Below are 20,112 nucleotides of genomic sequence, written 5' to 3'. Positions count from 1 at the left end.
ACAACTCTCCAATTTTTCTAAACTTGAAATATATAAATTAAACTGTGATGTGTTCTTGTTTTGGAGTGAAGTTTTGGAACTGATATGCATAGTTTTGTCGCACATTTTTGGCTTCAAAACTATTACCTCCTAGTAAAAAGAAGGCTGCACCAAGTACCGTTGTTTCCTTTTCTTGTATTGTTACTACAGGGCAATTTGTAGCCTCTGCTTTTAGTTGATTCCAATACGCATTTTTAGAACCTCCGCCAACACATGTTATCTTTTCTATTGAGAACCCAACCACTCCTTCTAACAGAGTAATGGCCTCTTTTAATTTTTTACTTAATGCAATAAAAAAGGCTTTTGAAATTTCGCCTCTCGTTGTTGTGAGTCCTACTCCTGTAAGTGTTATAGATTGGTCTGGCTGAAAAAGAGGTACTATAGATACATCTGTTTCTACTGCTTCTTTTGCCTCTGCAATCATAACATCATAGACAGTTTCTGAAGGTAAGTCTTTAAAGAAAGTACTTCTTAACCACTCAATATTTGCAGATGCCATCCATTGCACACCTACATTGTACATTCCTTTTTGAGCATCAAATTCAACAGTAATTCCTTTATCCATAAGGTCTGGAGTAAGGTCTACTTTATGTGATTGTACCATAAGGATTTCCCATGTGCCAGAACTGACTACGGCATTTTTTTCATCCATACCTGCACCAAATAAGGCAAATTGTGTATCGTGCCCTACAGATTTCACTTCTACACCTTTTGGCAATCCTAGTAAATCTGCACCTTTAGAATGTAGCGTTCCAACCGTTTCTCCTGCATATTTTAAAGGTGGGAATAAAGATTTTTCTACACCCAATTTATCTAAAATTGACGTATCAAAATCTTGCGTTTCTAAATCACATAACTGAGCTGTTCCTGCCATTGTATGGTCTGTATAAAACTCTCCCGTTAGACGCTGTCCAATTAAAGAAGAAATAAACAACCAATGTTTAGCCGTCTGTATAGTGTTATCTTCATTCTCTTTATACCATATCATTTTATTTATAGTATTGAAACTGAAATAACCTACACCAGAAGAAAGGAAAAGATCTTCTTTATTAAAATACTTATCAATTGATGTTAGAACTGGAATTGTTCTTTTGCATTTCCATGCAATAACAGGACTTATAAGCCCCCCTTTTCCATCTACAAAAGCACCATCTACACCAAATGTACTTACCCCAATACTAGTTACTTTTTTAGGATCGATCTCTGCTAACACTTTTTTAGTACAAAAGCTTAGCTTATCTAAGATTTCTTCTATGTCCCAAATTGTATAATCAGAATGATTTGGGTCTTTTCTAGCGACATTAGGTACTGCATGTTTGGCTATTAATTGCCCTTCTTGATCTATGGCAATTGCACGTACATTTGTTGCACCGCAATCTAATACCATTACAATATTTTTTTCCATGTCTAAGTTATTGATGTAAATAGATATTCTAGTAGATATACAAGTTATCAAGTCCTATCACTTGATAAGGTGATAAATAAGGCAGCATAAAAAATATGCTGCCTATATATTAATTATTTATACAAAGGCCCGTAATTAGAGCATGCTCTATAATCACTTCCTTCAGTATCCATTCCATGCCCTGCCCAAGAACTAGGACGGAAAATATCGTTTTCATCAACATTATGCATACAAACAGGAATACGTAACATAGAAGCCAATGTAATTAGCTCTTCGCCATAATGACCATAAGAGAAAGCACTATGGTTTGCACCCCAGTTTGCCATTACAGAATATACATCTTTAAATGCTCCTTTGCCTGTTAATCTTGGTACAAACCAAGTTGTTGGCCATGTCTCGTTTGTTCTCTGATCTAATGTTTTATGTACATTTTCTGGTAAGTCTACACTCCAACCTTCTGCAATCTGAATTACAGGTCCAACGCCTTTAATAAGGTTAATTCTTGCCATTGTTACTGGCATTCCACCTTTAGTTAAGAATTGAGAAGAGAAACCTCCACCTCTAAAATACTCATGTACTGCAGGAGGCCAAGTTGTATTTTGTAAACACTTTTCTTTTTCTTCTTCTGTAATTTCCCAGAAAGGCTTCATTACAGGGTTTCCTTTTGCATCAGATTGTTGACCTGTACCATCTAAAGTAGCAGAACCTGAATTTATTAAGTGAATAATACCCTGACTTGCCACACCTTCTAATTTCTCTCCTGTAACTCTTTCTACAGATTCTGGCGACCAATATGTTCTAACATCAGCAAAAATTTGAGCTTGGTTAGTCAATAAGTTTCCAAATAACATTGTGATGCCATTTAGAGAATCATTTTCTGTAGCCATCATATACGGCTGACGTATTCCGTTCCAATCAAATGATGAATTTAGGATTGCTTCCATAAAATCACCGTTTGGCTGGTAATCTGTCCACTGACGTTGCCCTTGGAAACCTGCTGCTAAGGCATTATGTCCTAATGCTTCTTCTCCAAAACCTAGAGCTTTTAATTTAGGATTACCCTCCATTAAATCTCTTGCAATCAAAGTCATTTTCACAACTTTCTCCCAAACTTTATCTTTATTCTCTTGGGATCTGATTGCATCACCTTCGTTAACGTCTATCCCTTCTTTACAATTTTCTTTTGCCCAAGCTAAAGCGATTTCATACTCTTCTGGGTCAAAAATATTTTCTTCAATTCTTCTAGCAACTTCAGACATGTCCACGTATTCGTTTCTCATACCTAAAAACTCTTGGAAAAATGTTTCGTCTATAATAGAACCCGCAATACCCATTGATACCGAACCAATAGATAAATACGACTTTCCTTTCATAGAAGCTACCGCAAGACCAGCTCTAGAGAATTTTAATAATTTTTTCTGTACATCTGCAGGAATTTCATTATCTCCTGCTTCTTGAACCTCATGGCTATAAATACTAAATGCAGGTACTCCTTTTTGGCTATGTCCTGCCAACGCTGCAGCTAAATATACAGCACCTGGTCTTTCTGTACCATTAAAGCCCCAAATTGCTTTTGGAATATGAGGTGTTAAATCTATTGTTTCGCTACCATAACACCAACAAGGCGTAACAGTTAGTGATAGTCCAACATTTTCTCTTACAAATTTTTCAGCACAAGCACTTGCTTCACTTACTCTACCAATTGTACCATCGGCAAGAACACATTGTACAGGCATTCCATTTGGGTGCTTTAAATTAGCTTCCAAAAATTCCTTTACGTTCTGAGCCATTTTCATTGTTTGCTCTTCTAGTGATTCTCTTACACCACCAAGTCTTGCATCAATTGTTGGGCGAATACCGATTTTCGGTAGATTAGTTTCATTAAGTACCATACTATATACGTTTAAAAGTCGTCTGCTCTATCTATAAATGTTTATGTTACAATTTTAAAATATCAGAAGGTGAAAGACAATGTAAACGTTTACATTAAAAATAAGATGCTCTTGTTTTACCTATATTTAATAGCACAAACTCACTTAAATAACTAATAAACATCTATTTACAGTAACTTTAAAGATTGTTTACAACTAATCATTGTCATAACCATCAAAACGGCTGTCTTAATTGTGATTGTAAAATAAAACACCCTAATTATTTCAAAATGAAAAAATTTATTACAGCCTCTCTCATTACATTTGCTATAATTTCTTGTAAAAAAGATGAAAAAGTAGAGCCATTAAAAAAAGAAAATAATATTGAATTATTATCCCAGTCTTTTAAAAGTAAAAGAGATAGTATTGCAGCAGAAGTTGCAAAAAAAGGAAAAGTTAAAGCAGACTCAACAGGAAAAACTGGAGCAACTGGAAGTAAGTCTTCTGGAGGAACAACAATCGTTAAAAAGAATCCTCCTAAATCAACTACTCCAACTACTGGTTCTGGTAGTACAAGTAAAGGAAATACAGGAACGGGTTCTCATGTTAATACTGGTGGTGGTTCTAAATCAACTACACCTTCACAAGGAATTCCTCCTAAAAAAATAAATGGTTTAAATTCTCCTACCTCTTCTACAGGTATTGTAGCATATAGTACTACTACAAAATCAGGAAAGGCAGATACAGATTTACTTTCTTTAAAAGAATTAAGTGATTTAGTTTATTTAAGTACTGTAACACCTGCACAAGAAAAATGGTCTCGTGAATTTGTTGCTGAATGTAATAAAGCTAGAGCGGCATTTGCTAGTGGAGAAGCAGCTTGGGAAAATTATGTATTAAATGATTTACAGATTTCAAGACAAAAATTTATTGATAATGAAATCAGTTATGTAAACGTTGTTAGAGATATCAATAATTTGAAATTTTACTCTCAACCTAAAAGTTCACAATTAAATCCTCAACCTTTATCTTATAATAAAGATTTAACCATTGGTAGTGTTAAGTGGCAAAAATTTATGTTATCTGCAAAAGATGCTAATAGTGGTAAACATTTAGCACATGAAGATGTTGGTGGAAAATTAGGTTTTGATTTATCTACAAAAGCTGAAGGTAGAGGTACTGCTGCTGAAGTTGTAGCAGGTGGAACTACTGCTCGTCAAGCTGTAATTGATTGGATTAGAGATAATGGAAACAAGCATACAAACTGGGGACATAGAACAAATATTTTAAGTGCGGATTATCTTAAAGCTGGTGGTTTTGCAGATGTAACAATTTCTAAAGGTCAGGCTAAATCTGTAGGTAGATTTACTTGGTAATACATTCGTATTTAAGTTTTTAAATATTGCGCTCTCTTTTACAGGACAACTGTTGAAGAGAGCTTTTTTTATGTTGAAATATTATATAGTGAATTTTCTTATTAAAGGAAACAGACTAGTATTAAACCGATCAAAATAAAATCTATATTTAAAATATTACTTGTTAAAATAGATTAAAAACATTAGTAATTAAACCAGAATCACCCATAACACACTACATTAATTTGACAATAAAAGTTAATACCTTATTATTGTATTAATGAATCGTTAAGCATCGCCCTCATCCAGACTTATAGTCAGTTTGAGGGTTCTTATTTGTCTTTTTTTTAGTATCCACTTCCTCGTTTTTGTAAGTGTTGATCTATAGCACTTCACTTAATTCAGAACAAATTTTACTGAGTTCATTCCATAAATCACATTTTTATTATTCATTATTTTAGTTGTACACCTTATACTATAAAATATATGTGCTTATATCACGCTTTTATAAGATCGAATAAGGATAAAAAACAAAAACCCCCTAAATAATTAGAGGGTTTTAACTGGATACGAATACCGCAGTATAGATTATAGTAGTAATTTATCTTACTTACTTAGACCGATAGTTGTTACAAAAGGGTTATTATTAAATCTTCTAATTCACTTTCTTAATTTTGATTACAGTTGTTTAACGACCAACAAAATGCATTCGATTACCTATATAAGACCAATAATTACCTAAAAAAGCCCTGTATTCTACTTTTATTTTGTAGTAATACAGGGCTTTAACATACTTAATAGTATAACTTTTAATATTTATAAAATATAAACTTAATACGCTTTATTTATAATTTAATCTCCTCAATCAAGCGTTACATTAAAATACCTTTTTTTGCTTTTATAGGCTCAGGGAGATCTTTTTCATCTAACATATCTCTAAGGTCAATTTCTATAACTCTACATAAAGACATCATTGGGATATCATTTCCTAATCCTTCAAATGGGTTTTCAGAATAATCACCTACTAATTCCATCATTAGAAATACCCAAGCAATTAAACTTGTAGCAGGAATAGCTAGCCAACCACCAATATGACCAAATTTTTCAAATTCTGGAATCATACCAAATGGCAATAAGAAAATAAAAATGCCTACAAATACGCCACTCATTCCTCCATACTGTCTTGGTAATGGAAATTTCTTAATACGCTCACATTTACCTTGATAATCATAAAAATCATTCAAGATTTTCTGTAATTCCATGTGTCTGAAATCATCTATCAACCCTGCTTTACGTAACTGTAATAAATCTTGTGCTTGTAGATCTATTAATTGAGTAGCAACATTCTTGTAGGTAAGTAATTTGTCTTTCTCTAAGGTGTCAAGAAATTGAGATAAAATTTCGTCTATTTCATTATTATCAACAAGACCAATGCCGTAATCTTTCATACGCTTTTTAATCATCATGTTCATTGTTTTTCCTTGCGATAAATGTTCCCACGGTGTAGGTACTAATAATTGCTTTCTAAGTACATAATTCCATGCAATGTGTCTGTATATTAACCGCTTTTTAATAGCATAAAGCTCCCCTTCAGTAGCTTCTACATTTAAATCTGAAACGTATGATTTAACCATTGCTCCAAATTTTCTGCTTGAGTTTATAATACCACCCCAAATTTTTCGTGCTTCCCATAACCTATCATACGACTGGTTATTTTTAAAACCTACATAAAAAGAGACTGCTGTACCTATTATTGATATAGGCAACCAAGGCATACTTAAAAACTTCCAGTTTAATGTCTGAAATAGAAAACTGGCAAAAGTTACCCAACAGATAATCCAAACAATATGAAACCAAGTAAAGCTAAGAACGTTTCTAAACGATAAATTTTTATTTACAATCATAGAAGATATATAAGTCTAGTTTAGCAATAAAATTAAAGCTTGAAGATACTATATCTTGTTCTTTTAAGACAAGGTATTCTAAGTAGTTTTTTATTCTTCTAAGAAAAAATAATTAATCACTAGGGGTTTTATATCATTTTTCCACTTAAGTAAGTAGATGAATGAATTTAAGTTTTCAAGATGTTTTCAAATTTAGTAATAATAAAAAATCTTCTCTTTTTAAGGGAAGATTTTTTTGTCTATTTTTTCTTGAAAGAATCGTTATACATGCATTAAATTTATAAAAGCCCCTAGAATTATAATAATCTCTAAAAGTAGTATAAGTATGCTTAAATATTTTGGACAAAATGTTCTGTTTAAACGGGTATATAATAATCCAAAACCAATTCCTTCTAAAAGAATTATCAAATAAGGTATTGCTGAGTATCCATTTATCATTCCTATTGCTAAAAATGAATTGACTACTGCAAATGTTACTACTCCTTTAGTATGAGGAGCATTTTTAGCTTTTAAAATAAAGAAAGCAATTAAGTGTAATGCCGCGTTTATCAATAAAAGTAATAGAACTATTATGGCTGTGTTCATGATACTAATGTTTGCTTAAGAAGTAAAACATATACCTTGGTTGGGGCTTTTTTAATTGCCTCAAACAGGTTTTTATGCTTAACTGTAGTTGTTCATTCAAAATTGAAAGTTTAAATCTTCTTTATTATTTTAAATGTATATCTGCTTAAATACAAATTAAGAATTCTTTTCCTTAATTGTTACTAATCAATATCATGTTATAAAGCTGATTTATTTACTTCTTATTTCTTGATAGCACTTACTGTGTAAAATAAAAGGCGCGCTTCTGCATCCCAAATAATTATTTCTTTTGTGGTGTAGTATAAATCTTCTTTGATTAAGATATCGTACTTCCCTCTTTTAAAAGGAATAGAAAGTGTAGCATCTTTTGCAAAGGTTTCTCCAAATTCATCTCTTGTAAGTGTGTGCTCTCCAAATAGTTTATAGTAATCTCTATTTCTATTTATTCTATACGGCAATTTAACTGGCGTATTTCTATACACTACTGCTGTATAAGAATTATTCTTTTGAGATAAAGGACTCGAAAACTGATTTTGGAATATTACATTCTGAACGGGTTGGCTATGGATAAACTCCCAATATTTAAATGATGTATTGTATTCTTTATCAAAATTGATTGCAGTCCATGGTCTAGCTATTTCAATTCTTTTTGGGGAAGTTGAATGCATGGAATGTGAGGTCCAAGCAAAAACCAATAATAGCATAGCTAAAACTAGCCCTCCTACTAACAGTACATGTCTTTTATGAAAAGAAAAATTCTTTCTATCTAATTGCATATATAATCATCGTCAATCATCAAGTACATGGGGAGATGCACAGATGTTATTTTACAGACTGCAAAGTTAATTTTGTTATTGACATAAGCCTAAACTCCATTAAAAGTATCACATTTTTTCACTTTTCATCCATTTAATACCAAATATCATTTTGAGATAATGGTTTATCAAAATAAATTAATTAAACCTATTTATAAACGAAACTGATATTTAAAAGTACCGTTTATATAATCATAATCACACTAAAAGTTTAAAGTTATACAAAATGAAAAAATTTATATTATATATATCACTATTAATTATTAGTCTAGCAACAGTTTCTGCACAAGACAATAATTACAAAGGAAACTACAAAGGAACAGATACTAAAGCGGCTGGAGTAGTTAATAACCAAGAGAATATCGTGACAGAAGATATTAATCAATTTAAAAATACTCCAGAGGTTTTTCAACATGATAAAGAACAATTACAAACTACTTTAACTGGCGGTATACCAATGGGAAGATGGAATGAGGGCTTAATGTTTGATGGTATTGCTCCATCCGATCACTTTGTTTCTGCTGCAAATTGGTATCCAAATACAGAAACAGTTAAGGAAGATGAAATAAGAATAATTTTTATGGGTTCTTCTCCTCTTATACGTCCTGGACAAGCCAATACGTCTATTTTAATACAATTTGGTAACGGTAAAAATTTAGTTTTTGATATTGGTGAAGGGTCGGTAGCCAACTTTGTAGGAGCTGGTATTGCCTTAAACGAAATCAATGATATATTCATTACGCACTTACACGTTGACCACTACGGTTCTCTACCTTATGTATACATGTTTGGAGCATGGAACGGTAGATGGAATGAACCTTTAAGAGTGAACGGCCCATCTGGTTCTGAACCTAAATATGGTACTGCACATATGATAGAAGGGATGAAATCTATGACGGAGTGGCATAGGGATGCTTTTGATGTATTCCCAATTGGTAGAGGTTGGGAAATTGAAGTAAACGAATTTGATTTTACAGATGATGGTGGTGTTATCTATGATGTAGACGGTATACAGGTTACACACTGGCAACAATCTCACTGTAAAGATGGTGCTTCTGCTTATAGAGTGGAATGGAACGGAATGTCTATTGTATTCTCTGGCGATGGTAGACCAAACAAATTAACGGCTAAATATGGTGCTAATGCAGATGTATTAATTACTGAAATGCAAGTAGAGGTTGTGAACATTACATCGCAAGTTTATGGTGTCCCTCCAGTGTTAACACGTTACACAATTGACACACACCACAACCCTGCCTATGCTGCTGGTAAATTATATAATGATGCTCAACCAAGATTAGCAATGGCTACTCACACAACAGATGATTTGTATGCCAACAACGAAATGGTAGCAGAAGTTAGAGAACATTGGGACGGTCCTTTTCACTTTGGTTTTGATGGTGTTGTTGTAAATGTTTCGAAAGAAAAAATATGGGTTAGAGATGGTATTTTACCAGATTATCCAAACGCAACGCCTCCTCAGCAAGGTACAATGGTAGCAGATAATGGTGGTTTAATTATTCCTGAGCCTCGTAAAAAACGTGAGGATATGCAAAATCAATATATAAGAGATATGCAATATGATGAGAGTGAATATTATCCGGAAGGATACCAACCAGAATTAATGGAAGCTTGGCCTTCTGATAAACCAATCTTTGTCCCTGTTGATAAAATTCCTTCGTCTATGAAGAGAAGAAGAGCTGACTTTGATGATCAAGGAAACTTTATCAAAACTAAATAATTTAAATTTTTTATCAGGGCAGTTGTTTAAAAGCAGCTGCCCAATTTATCAACTCTTTGAAAAAACGAATCATGAAAAAGTTATTTACTGTTATTGCTTTCCTATTTGTTGTTGCTGTTCCTAGTTATTCTCAGGTCACTTTAGAACAGTCACTAATTGCTTTAAAAGGAACAGACGAACACGATAAAATTAAAATAAATGATGAAAGAACTGAGGTTACTTTCGAAAATCATATCCCCTCAATAGAAGGTTTTGAACCTGCATATTTATCAGTTGAATTGGCTATTGAACTCTACACAAAAATGAAAGATCCGATGATCTATGGAAGTTACTTTGATGCTATTTATAAAGCTGGGATGACCTATAAATCAGTCTCAAAATCTAGTAATGGATACGAAATTTGTATAACTGCAAACACAAAGGGAATAGGCGTCGAAATTATTGATGACACCAAAAAATCTTTAACCAATGATTATTTCCCGTTTGATAATTAAAATTGTAAGTAGATAATGTTAGTAATTGATTAGGTAGTAATAGAGAAACCCTAAGTGTTTTGCACTTAGGGTTTTTAGTGTGTATTCTTAGTAAGCAAAATATACTATTATAAATTGCTGTAAATAATCTAAAATTACATAAATAACACTATAGTTACTTGATTATTAAATAGTTAATGATTTGTAATGTATTTTCATATTAAAAATAAAATTTCAACCTTACTTACAAAATCTAAAAACCTAATTATAAACAACTTAACTATGAAATCTATCACTTTAATATACTTTCATCTTAGGCATCAAACCTAAATTAATAATCTATTATTTTTTAATAAATAATGTAATTGATTAAAAGGTTATCCTAAACCAATATAGCTTAAAACAATAATGAATCTATTATTTATAATAAGCTTCAATTATGAAAAATAAACTATTTTTAATATTTATCATAATATTAAATACTCACCTATTAAGTGCACAAATATGTGGGACATCAAAACCAACAGTACCAATAATTTATTCAGAAAAAGACATAAGTAATTCTAGAACTTCAGGTCAATCTATTTGTATCAATGTTTATTTCCATATCATTAGAAATTCTGATAAGTCAAATGCTTTTAGTACCCCTAATATTTATTAAATTGTATCAATCTTAAATAGTATGTACAATAAGCATAATATTATAATTAGAAGCCTCGGTACTAATTATATCGATGATTCTAATTTTGTTAATATTAATACTGGAAATGACGAACATGATCAGTTAGGACAAATTAATAATCAAAGTAACGCAATAAATATTTATATAATACAGTCTTTTTCTGATTCTAATATTTTAGGTATTGCGACAGGTATACCATCAAATAGCTTTATTATTAAAAGAGAATATGTTTATTCTGGAGTAACTTCTCATGAGTTAGGGCATTGTTTGGGTTTATATCATACTCACGAAACTGCTTTTGGTAAAGAGGCAATAAGTGGTCTAAATTGTAGCTCAACTGGTGATTTGATTTGCGACACTCCAGCAGACCCTGGTTTAAATAATAACAATGTTAATCTCTCTTGTCAATATATTGGAGGAGGAGGGTATACTCCATTAACTGATAATATTATGTCGTATACCAACACTCTCTGCATGGATAGTTTTACACCATATCAAGGAGCTAGAATGAGTTATGCTATAAACAATGAGCAATTATTACAAAATATTATAAGCAACTCATGTTCAAGTATTTCTGATGTTGTAACTATTTGTTATAATTCAACTACCGATGTAAATATTTCAAATTTGAATGGAGCTACAACCTCATGGTTATCATCAAATAATGTAAATATTATATCAAGAACTAATTCTCAAGTAAAAATAAAAGCTAAATCTCCAAACACTCAAGGAGTTGGATGGATAAGAGCAACCCTAAGTAATGGAATTATTCTAGAAGAAAATTTTAAAATAGGGACTGAATCACCTAATAGCATTAATGTTTTAGTAGACCCATATATAGGAAGAATAATAGCATCTGTTACACCAATTGAAAATGCTAAAAGCTATATTTGGTATCTTAATGGGGTACAACAAGTTGGCAATAGCTCATCAATAAGAATGATAATTAAAAGAGGAGATTGCAGTGTAAGAGATTTTGATATAGGAGTAGAAGTTGTCACAAATTGTGGAACATCTAATTTAAAATATGGTCGATATTCTAATCCATGTTAAGACAATAACTTTAGGTTCATCACATATCCGAACCCTGTATCTGAAACTTTAATACTTGAAAAAGATCAATATTATTTAAATAATATTTTATCCTCAGAAAAAATTCTATTAGAAAGTATATACAAATATCAATTATTTGATTTTGAAGGAAACTTAATTTTAAGTAATAATTTTTATGGGAAAGTAACAATCAATACTTCTAAACTAAAGAAAGGGAAATATATATTAAGGATAACACAAAACGAAGATAAGGTAGATGTACATTCAATAATTATTAAATAAATTCACTCATTATGAAAAACATATTTATAACTCTATCATTCATTATATCCCTTATTAGTTGTGATACTAATGAATTCCCCATGGTAAAAAGTGAAAATGAAAACAGTATAGTTGGAACTTGGCAAAGAATACAAAGGTATGATGGTGGATCACCTGACAAACTACTAGAAGTTGAAGATGGTAGAATAATGTCATTTTCTAAAGACGGTAAATTTTCTGGTGAGCTTTATCAATGTGATGGTGCTTACAAACAAAGTCTTTCAATTATAAGTTTAACACTACCATGTAGAACTGAAAGTAATTCTTTTGCCTCTGATGAAATCGAATATGAATACTCTTTAGATAATAATGAACTTAAAATTACTCCTGTTGAATCTACCTGTATTGAAGGCTGTTATTTCATCTATATAAGGATACTATAAATTGAAATTACAAAAAATAAGCTACCACATCACAAATACAATATGGTAGCTTATTCAGTTTAACATTTACACTTTATAAAATATACTATACAAAGAAGGTATAAATACCAAAGTGATTATAGTTCCAAACATCAACCCAACCATAATTGTTACAGCCATTGGTTCCCAGATTGCACCACCACCTAAATAAAGAGGTATTAAACCTAATACTGTAGTAAATGTTGCTAATATAATGGGTCTAAAGCGTTGTAAACATGCTGCTATAATTGCATCTTTTTGCGTCTTCTTAAATTCCTTTTCTTCAACTTCAATCCTCTCAATCAATACAATTGCATTATTAATTACAATACCTGCCAACGAAATAATTCCTAAGAATGCCATAAAACCAAATGGTACTTGAAAAACTAATAAGCCTAATACCATTCCAATTACTCCAAGTGGAATAGTTAAAATAATTATTGTCATTTTCCTGAAAGAGTTAAATTGAATTATTAATAGCATTACAATAATAAAAGCTGATAGCGGAAGGTATTGAATTACTGCGCCCATATTTTCTGCACTCTCTTCGGCATCTCCACCTAAATTATAAGTATATCCTTTTCCCCATGTTTTATTCTCAGTGGCTAACCACGGTTTTATAGATGTCATAATGGTATTTGCATTTCCACTAGAAGTTAATTCACTTGTAATGATTATAGTTCTTTTTAAATTCTCTCTTTTATATTGAGTGTATTGCCAAACTGGAGCAATTGTAGCTACTTGGCTCAAAGGAATATTTTTACCTGTATTCTGACTATAAACATTAGAAGTTTGTAACGCTGATAAGGACAAATTTGAACTCTCAACACTTTGTAATAAAATAGGAATAGATTTTTCCTCTTCTCTAAATTCTCCTGTTTTAAAACCGTCTAAAATAGTCTGTAAAGAAATTGCAATATCCTGATTTGTAATTCCAGCTGCCTGTGCTTTATTAGGGTCAATTTTTATTGCAAATTTTTTCCCTTTAGGACCCCAGTTGTCTTTTACATTTTTTGTCCCACTACTTTTAGACAGTTTTATTCTAATTGAAGTAGCAATCATTCTTAATTGATCTGGATCATTCCCTGCTACTTTAATCTCTATAGGTGCACCTCCACCACCTGCGCCAAGTAAACCTGTTCTAATTTCTGCATTAGGAAAATGGCGAAAACAATAAGTATCTATATTATCAATTAACTGATTATTAATTAATTGATTAGATGTATTGACTACTATATGTGCATAATTTGCGTTAGGCTCATCTGTAGTGTACCCTAAATCATAAGAAGATGGCCCTTCACCAATAAAAGAAGTCCAAGTAGTAATTCCTTCTTTTCTTTCTTTATTTACCATTAAATTATTCTTAAAGTAAATTTCAATTTCTTTTACTAGCTCTTGTGTTTTTTCAATTCTTGTCCCTTGTGGTAAATTAATGTCTATAGTAATCATATTTCTATCACTATTAGGGAAGAATAAAACATCTAAAAACCCAAATGAAAAGATAGACATCACGAACATCAAAAACACTCCAACTACCACAGATTTTTTATATGTTAGCGCTACAATAATCAGTTTTTCATAGCCTAATTTCATGGTGTAAATCATTCTATCTAGGTATCTCTTTTTTGCTTCTCCCTGTTGTTTCACTTTTAAAAAATAAACACACAATAGAGAAATAACACTTAAAGAAATAACCCATGATGCGATAAGTGCAATTGAAATTACAATAAAAATAGGCCCCATAATATCACCCATCATCGATTCTGCCATGTAAAAAGATAGGAAAGCGGCAGACGTAGTTAAAGTTGAAATTAAGAGAGGCATAAATAGTTCTTCAACAGAATCAATTGCTGCAGTTTTTACATCAACCCCATCTTCCATTTTTACCATTATTGATTCAGCCACTACAATGGCGTTATCTACCATCATTCCTAAAGCCATAATTAATGCCGCTAAAGAAATCTGATTAATTCCAATATCCATCAACCCCATCACCATAAAAGTCGAGATAGAAACAATTGGGATTAAACTAGCAATAATTAACCCTGTTCTCATTCCGAGAAAAATGAGCATTATAGCTAAAACAATGACTACAGATTGAAATAAATTACTCTCAAAATCTGATACTTTCTGCTCTATATACTCGTCTAATGAAGAAACACGAGAGACCTCTAAGCCAATTGGTAAAATTTCTTGATATTCTTTAATTAATCTATCTACCTCTTTCCCAAGATGAAGTATATTTCGTCCTTTTTTTAAGGAAATATGTAAAGACATTCCCGGCTCCCCATTCAGTTTTACTATTTGTTTTTGAGGATAAATATATCCTTTTTCAATTGTTGCTACGTCAGAAAGAACTATCACTCCCCCTTATTTCCTACAGGAATAAGCATTCTATCTATATCTTTCAACGTATTAAAATTTCCAGAAGGTTCTAATACAATCCTTTCATCTTCTACATTAATTTCTCCTCCTGAGTTTAAAATATTGGTACTACTTATTATAGATTTTAAAGTACTTGACGTTAAGCCGTAACTCTTAAGTTTAGCGTTATCATATTTTATAAATACTCTTTCTTCTTGTACTCCATTAATTTCTACTTTGGCTGCATCTTCTAAACTAATCAAATCGTTTCTTAGCAGATCAGCATATTTTTTTAACTCAGCATAAGTAAAACCGTCACTTTTTAAACCAATTGCAATTCCAAATACTTCACCAATACCATCATCTTGTAAATCAGGGTAAACTTGAGCTGGTAAGTCTGCAATGTTATCCAACTTTCTTCTCAAACGGTCCCAAACTAATTGCAACTCTTTAGGAGAAACCTCCATTTTTAACTCTACACTAACTACAGAAAGTCCCGTTCTAGAATTACTAGTTACCTTTTTTAATTCAGGAAGCTCTTGTACCACTTTTTCAATTTTATCTGTAACTAGTTCCTCTACTCTATCTGGACTCGCACCCGGAAAAGCAGTAACTATTGTGGCTACTCTAATTGTAAACGGAGGCATACTATCACGAGATAAGTCTTTATAAAAAACCAAGCCCAAGATCATTACAACCGCTAAAATACTCAAAACAATACGGTTCTTTTCTATAGAAAATTTCGCGAAATTAATCATCTTATTTATGTTGAAAGAGGTGAAAATGAATTATAACTTTACAGTCTGACCCGGTAATAAAGTATGCAAACCAGCCGTTACAACTAACTGTCCTTCAGAGATGCCATCGGTAATAACAATGCCCTGATCTTTTAAACCACCAATGGTTATTTGCTTTTTATAAACAGTACCATAATTGTTTCTTGTTGGCCTAATTACATAGACAAAATTTCCATCCTGATCTTCACCAATTGCACTAATAGGTAATAATAATTGTGATTGATTTGTGTTAGCTGAAAATTCAAAAAAGACATCTGCAACCATTCCTGGATATACTTTCTTTTGATGAGAACTAAGGTTAATTTTTACAGGAAAAGTACCTTTATCAGCTTCCATTATAGGAGATACTTCAATCACATTACCTTGTATAATCTCATTATTCGATTTAAAATTAAGCTGTGCTGAAGTACCTACCTTAATCTGGTTGATAATTTTTTCTGAAACACCTACCATTACATTTATTTCTTGACCAGCATTTAAAACAATTACTGCTTCCCCGGTAGATACCATTTCGTTTAAGTTGGCATTTAAAGCAGCTATAATACCGTTTTTAGGTGCATAAATATACCCGTTTTTAATCTTTTCTTTATCTATTGCTAATTTTCTGACAGCAGAACTTAACTGACTATTCGCGTTCTCATATTTATTTTTAACCGACTCGTATTTACTTAAAGAATAGTTCCCTTTTTCATACAATATCTTTCCTCTTTTATATTCAGATTTTGCTGTATACATTTCAGATTTTGCCGAGTTTAAAGCAGATAAAGATTGTTCGTAAGATAATTGAGCTTGAATATTATCAAGTTTCATAAGTAAATCACCTTCTGTTACTTTTTGTCCTACTTTTACATTTTTCTCTATTATTGTTCCATTACTTCTAAAACTTAACTCCATTTCTAAACTAGGAATTGCATAACCACTATATGCCCTTTCATCTACTAATTTTGTGTTTTCAATTTTCAAATAACGCACTTTTCTATACTCCTTTTTTGATTCTATTTGTACCTTAGAACAAGAAATATTTAAAATAAAGACGCAGAGGAAAAGGTAAATAACTTTTGTATTTTTCATGATATTGAGATTATTTGTTTGTGATAAATTGTTCTGCTCTATTAATAAAAGCGAGGTTACTGTCAGCCGTATTTAATAAGAAATAATGTCCTATTGTTCTTTGTAATTGAAGTGATACAATAAAATAATTATACTGTGCTGTAGCTAAAGAGAGTTCTGTTTCTAATAGGTTGTTTTGTGCATCTATTAACTGAATCACAGGTATAATACCCGCTATATATTCACTTTGTGATAATGCTACATTTTCTTTTGCCACCTCCATATTAGCTTTAGAAATTTCTATATTCGCTATTTCATTTATAAGATTTAAAACCAATTCGTAAACATATTTTTCAATGCTTAATTCATAATCAGTTCTCTGTGTTTTTAATTGATCGTACTGAATTTTTGATTTCTGTTTATTGATATTCCGTGTGTTCTGCTGAAAAATTGGGATGGAGACATTCATTCCTACAGTATAATTATTTAAAGGAATACTCCCCATTCCTACAGGCATAGAGACCCCAGCTCCATCTCTAAAAAGCACCTGATTATATTGCCCCTGAAGTGAAATAGTTGGTACAAATCTGCCGTTTTTATTCAACCTGTATTGTGTAGCTACAGTCTCTCTATTAAAATCAAGTTTGTGTAATTCAGGAGAGTTTGTTTTTGCTTCGTTAATCAGAAATTGCGTTAATAATAATCGTAGTCTTGGGTTTTCTAATAAATCCATTAAATTATTATATCCTTCATTAACTAAATCAGATTGTAATGATGCCAAATTATCATTTAATGCAATCTCATCGCTCATAGGTAAATTAAGCAATTTATTAAGTACTAAGTAAGATTGAGAGGTTGAATTTTCTGCCTCAATCATAGATTTAATATTTTCAGCCAATTGACTTCTAAACCTCAATACATCAGATTTCCCTCCTGTTCCAAATTCTATATTTTGTTCTGATAATTTTAAATTTTCTTTTGTAAGTGATAAGTTTTTGTATTGAATACTTTTATTTTTTTCTGAAATTAATGTATTAAAATAGGCAACACCAACATCCATAATAGCATCTAATTCTGTACTATTGTACTCTTCTTTCTGGGCATTTAATTCTGATTTAGATATTGAAATATTAGCAGATGCAGAAGCTGAATAAATTGTTTGTTTTAACTGTACACTCCCATTTACAGAATACTCTGGATTCTGACCAAAAGACAACTCAGCCATCTCTGGATTAAGGTAAGCTCCTCCTCCATTCACCGTTAAATCCGGTAAATAATTTGATTTAGACAACCGAACTTCTTGTTCTTTTATAGCTACACTTTTTCTTTCAACATCTAAAGCTAAATTGTTGTTAACCATCTTATGCATTACCTCTTTTAATGAATAGTGGTAGTGATCTTTTAGAAGATCATTTTCTATTAAATTGAACTTTACTAAGTCGCTGTTTTTTAAAGAAATATCTATAATATTTGCTGTAGTTATATTTACAGTTAACTCTTTATTATAGTTAATTTCTACTGGTAACTTTTCAAGTTTTTCACCTTCCATTATAGACTCAACAGTTAATGATATTCTTCTAAAAATCTGCTTGAAATTAATTTTAGGCTGATTTGTAGCCAAAACACCAAGCTCAACATCTCTTACACCATAAGCAGAAAAAGAGGGTAACTTAAGATCGTTTATATATTCTATAAATTCAGTTAATTGATCTAGCTTTAATTGTGCTGTACTATACAAATAAATTGCATCTACATCTGACGGTACTACAATATTTTCTGGGTTTTTATTATTGATAGGTAATATTATAAAGTCTGAACTTTTATCAGCAAACATTTTTTGAAAATGAGATGCTAGAGGTAAAGAATTTAATAAATAATCGTCTACAACTATCCCAACTTTTTTCATTGGTACTAACGCCTCAAAAGTATCAATATCTTCTTTATAAGAAAACGGTGTAATAAAATAGGTGAAGTTATGAATATCAGATTGTAAATCATTAAAAGTAGCTGTATCACTAAAATCATTATTAATGAAGCCCACTAAAATAGTTGGTACTGGATAGTCTAATTTATATTGGTCGAACATTAAAGCATTAGTAACACCTATTGATAAAATAATATCACAATTGTTATTAATAAGGCTATCGTAATTGTTTTTTGCTGTAGCAATATCATTATTATTATATACTACCTCTTGCAATTCAAGAATATATCTACTTTCCAATAAAGTATTCAATTCAGATTTTAATTGACTAAACAACGTATCTGATTCTATTGATTTTGTATCGGACATTACGCCTATGGTTACTTTATTTTGAGCAAACAAAGAGCAACTAATAATAAATAGATAACAGAATATAAATGTATATTTTTTCATGAAAATTCGTTTTTAGTTTCCTTTTTTGGAAACAAATATGAAATAGATAATAATTAATGCTATAGATATCAAGCAGATAAAAGCTTATTTAATGTGTGAGTGAAATTTAGTTTCTAATTTTGGAAACTAAATTGAGCCGAAAAAAGTATTTTGAGCAGTAGAATTAAAAAGGATTTATTTTTTAAAATACCTCTCATTATTTTTTAAGAGAAAAGCAATAGCTTCACCATTAAAGGCGATAGTTCTCTCAATAAAATCGCTTATTTCAGAATTTCCATTTGTTCTAAATTGATTTAACTCTTTTATCAGTTCATTTTGAGTAGAAAGTCCCTCAGCAACAATTTTTATGTATTTTTCAGCTCCATCAGGATCTAAATAAAAAAGACGCTTTCTAGAAGTTGTTGGATCCTGAATATGGTTTATTCTATAAATACTCATTAGTAATTTTAATGCTTTACTCACCGCACCTTTAGAAGCATCTACAAGATCTACAATATCGTCAAAGCCTAAATATTTTTCGTTAGATAAGTAAAATACTCCCACTATTTTATTTGCTAAAGGAGGTAAACCATCGTGCTTATGAGCATCGGCAAACTTATTTAATAATTCTTTTCTTTCCATAAATTTCAGACTTTATGTTTCCAAATTAGAAAACTAACGTTACAAATATGTTCTTTTGTTTCCTAAACAAGAAACTTAATTTAAAGTATTAACAAATTAATTAAATTAAGTTTTTTCTTTTTGTTTCTTATTTTGGAAACTGATGACACAAACATAATAGTTAGTTTCTTAAATTGGAAACATCATTAGATAGCATTAACATTAATCTTTAAATCTCCTTTCTAACACTAATATATAACACCTGTTAAGCATGACTTG

General features: G+C 31.1%; 16 protein-coding genes. 6 read left to right on the top strand and 10 right to left on the bottom strand.

Going from position 1 to position 20,112, the window contains the following annotated elements; genetic code table 11:
* Positions 1-37: 37 nt before the first annotated feature.
* Complete coding sequence (gene fucK / locus EI427_RS22280; protein WP_126619187.1) at positions 38-1,444, bottom strand: L-fuculokinase; 1,407 nt, start codon at positions 1,442-1,444, stop codon at positions 38-40.
* A 113-nt stretch (positions 1,445-1,557) separates the two neighbouring features.
* Positions 1,558-3,336, bottom strand: a complete 1,779-nt coding sequence (fucI, locus tag EI427_RS22275; protein ID WP_126619185.1) for an L-fucose isomerase — start codon at positions 3,334-3,336, stop codon at positions 1,558-1,560.
* A gap of 269 nt (positions 3,337-3,605) precedes the next feature.
* Here fucI and EI427_RS22270 point away from each other — a divergent pair, with 269 nt between their 5' ends.
* The gene (locus EI427_RS22270) at positions 3,606-4,691 is read left to right on the top strand and encodes a CAP domain-containing protein (RefSeq protein WP_126619183.1); all 1,086 of its coding nucleotides are present in this window, start codon (positions 3,606-3,608) and stop codon (positions 4,689-4,691) included.
* Between the two features lie 851 nt (positions 4,692-5,542).
* Here the strand turns inward: EI427_RS22270 and EI427_RS22265 are convergent.
* The 3 genes from EI427_RS22265 to EI427_RS22255 form a co-directional block, all read right to left on the bottom strand.
* Positions 5,543-6,574 carry a bestrophin family protein gene (locus tag EI427_RS22265; RefSeq protein WP_126619181.1) on the bottom strand — a complete coding sequence of 344 codons (1,032 nt, stop codon included), beginning with the start codon at positions 6,572-6,574 and terminating at the stop codon, positions 5,543-5,545.
* A gap of 261 nt (positions 6,575-6,835) precedes the next feature.
* The gene (locus tag EI427_RS22260) at positions 6,836-7,159 is read right to left on the bottom strand and encodes a hypothetical protein (protein WP_126619179.1); all 324 of its coding nucleotides are present in this window, start codon (positions 7,157-7,159) and stop codon (positions 6,836-6,838) included.
* 221 nt (positions 7,160-7,380) lie between these two features.
* Positions 7,381-7,935 carry a hypothetical protein gene (locus EI427_RS22255; protein WP_126619177.1) on the bottom strand — a complete coding sequence of 185 codons (555 nt, stop codon included), beginning with the start codon at positions 7,933-7,935 and terminating at the stop codon, positions 7,381-7,383.
* Between the two features lie 265 nt (positions 7,936-8,200).
* Here EI427_RS22255 and gntH point away from each other — a divergent pair, with 265 nt between their 5' ends.
* From gntH to EI427_RS22230, 5 genes are all read left to right on the top strand, one after another.
* Entirely contained in the window at positions 8,201-9,715 is a 1,515-nt protein-coding gene (gene gntH, locus EI427_RS22250; protein ID WP_205727992.1) for a guanitoxin biosynthesis MBL fold metallo-hydrolase GntH, read from the top strand.
* A gap of 71 nt (positions 9,716-9,786) precedes the next feature.
* Positions 9,787-10,209: a hypothetical protein gene (locus EI427_RS22245; RefSeq protein WP_126619175.1), complete on the top strand. Its 423-nt coding sequence runs from the start codon at positions 9,787-9,789 to the stop codon at positions 10,207-10,209.
* Between the two features lie 661 nt (positions 10,210-10,870).
* Entirely contained in the window at positions 10,871-11,923 is a 1,053-nt protein-coding gene (locus tag EI427_RS22240; RefSeq protein ID WP_126619173.1) for a M43 family zinc metalloprotease, read from the top strand.
* Positions 11,924-11,941: 18 nt separating this feature from the next.
* A complete protein-coding gene (locus tag EI427_RS26455; protein ID WP_126620427.1) occupies positions 11,942-12,205 on the top strand; it encodes a T9SS type A sorting domain-containing protein in 264 nt (87 codons plus the stop codon).
* Positions 12,206-12,285: 80 nt separating this feature from the next.
* Positions 12,286-12,627, top strand: coding sequence for a hypothetical protein (locus EI427_RS22230; protein ID WP_126619171.1), 342 nt, complete (start codon positions 12,286-12,288; stop codon positions 12,625-12,627).
* A gap of 66 nt (positions 12,628-12,693) precedes the next feature.
* Here EI427_RS22230 and EI427_RS22225 read toward each other — a convergent pair whose 3' ends face one another.
* From EI427_RS22225 to EI427_RS22210, 5 genes are all read right to left on the bottom strand, one after another.
* Positions 12,694-15,009, bottom strand: coding sequence for an efflux RND transporter permease subunit (locus EI427_RS22225; protein ID WP_205727991.1), 2,316 nt, complete (start codon positions 15,007-15,009; stop codon positions 12,694-12,696).
* Entirely contained in the window at positions 15,006-15,767 is a 762-nt protein-coding gene (locus EI427_RS26380; RefSeq protein WP_205727990.1) for an efflux RND transporter permease subunit, read from the bottom strand. The genes EI427_RS22225 and EI427_RS26380 overlap by 4 nt, the downstream gene beginning before the upstream one ends.
* Positions 15,768-15,797: 30 nt before the next feature.
* Positions 15,798-16,877: an efflux RND transporter periplasmic adaptor subunit gene (locus EI427_RS22220; RefSeq protein WP_126619169.1), complete on the bottom strand. Its 1,080-nt coding sequence runs from the start codon at positions 16,875-16,877 to the stop codon at positions 15,798-15,800.
* Positions 16,878-16,887: 10 nt separating this feature from the next.
* Positions 16,888-19,233, bottom strand: coding sequence for a TolC family protein (locus EI427_RS22215; protein ID WP_126619167.1), 2,346 nt, complete (start codon positions 19,231-19,233; stop codon positions 16,888-16,890).
* A gap of 174 nt (positions 19,234-19,407) precedes the next feature.
* Positions 19,408-19,854, bottom strand: coding sequence for a hypothetical protein (locus EI427_RS22210; RefSeq protein ID WP_126619165.1), 447 nt, complete (start codon positions 19,852-19,854; stop codon positions 19,408-19,410).
* Between the last annotated feature and the right edge of the window lie 258 nt (positions 19,855-20,112).

It is taken from the genome of Flammeovirga pectinis, assembly GCF_003970675.1.
Taxonomy (GTDB): domain Bacteria; phylum Bacteroidota; class Bacteroidia; order Cytophagales; family Flammeovirgaceae; genus Flammeovirga; species Flammeovirga pectinis.
The sequence above is the reverse complement of the archived record's forward strand: the minus strand, read 5'-3'. Positions and strand labels throughout refer to the sequence as shown.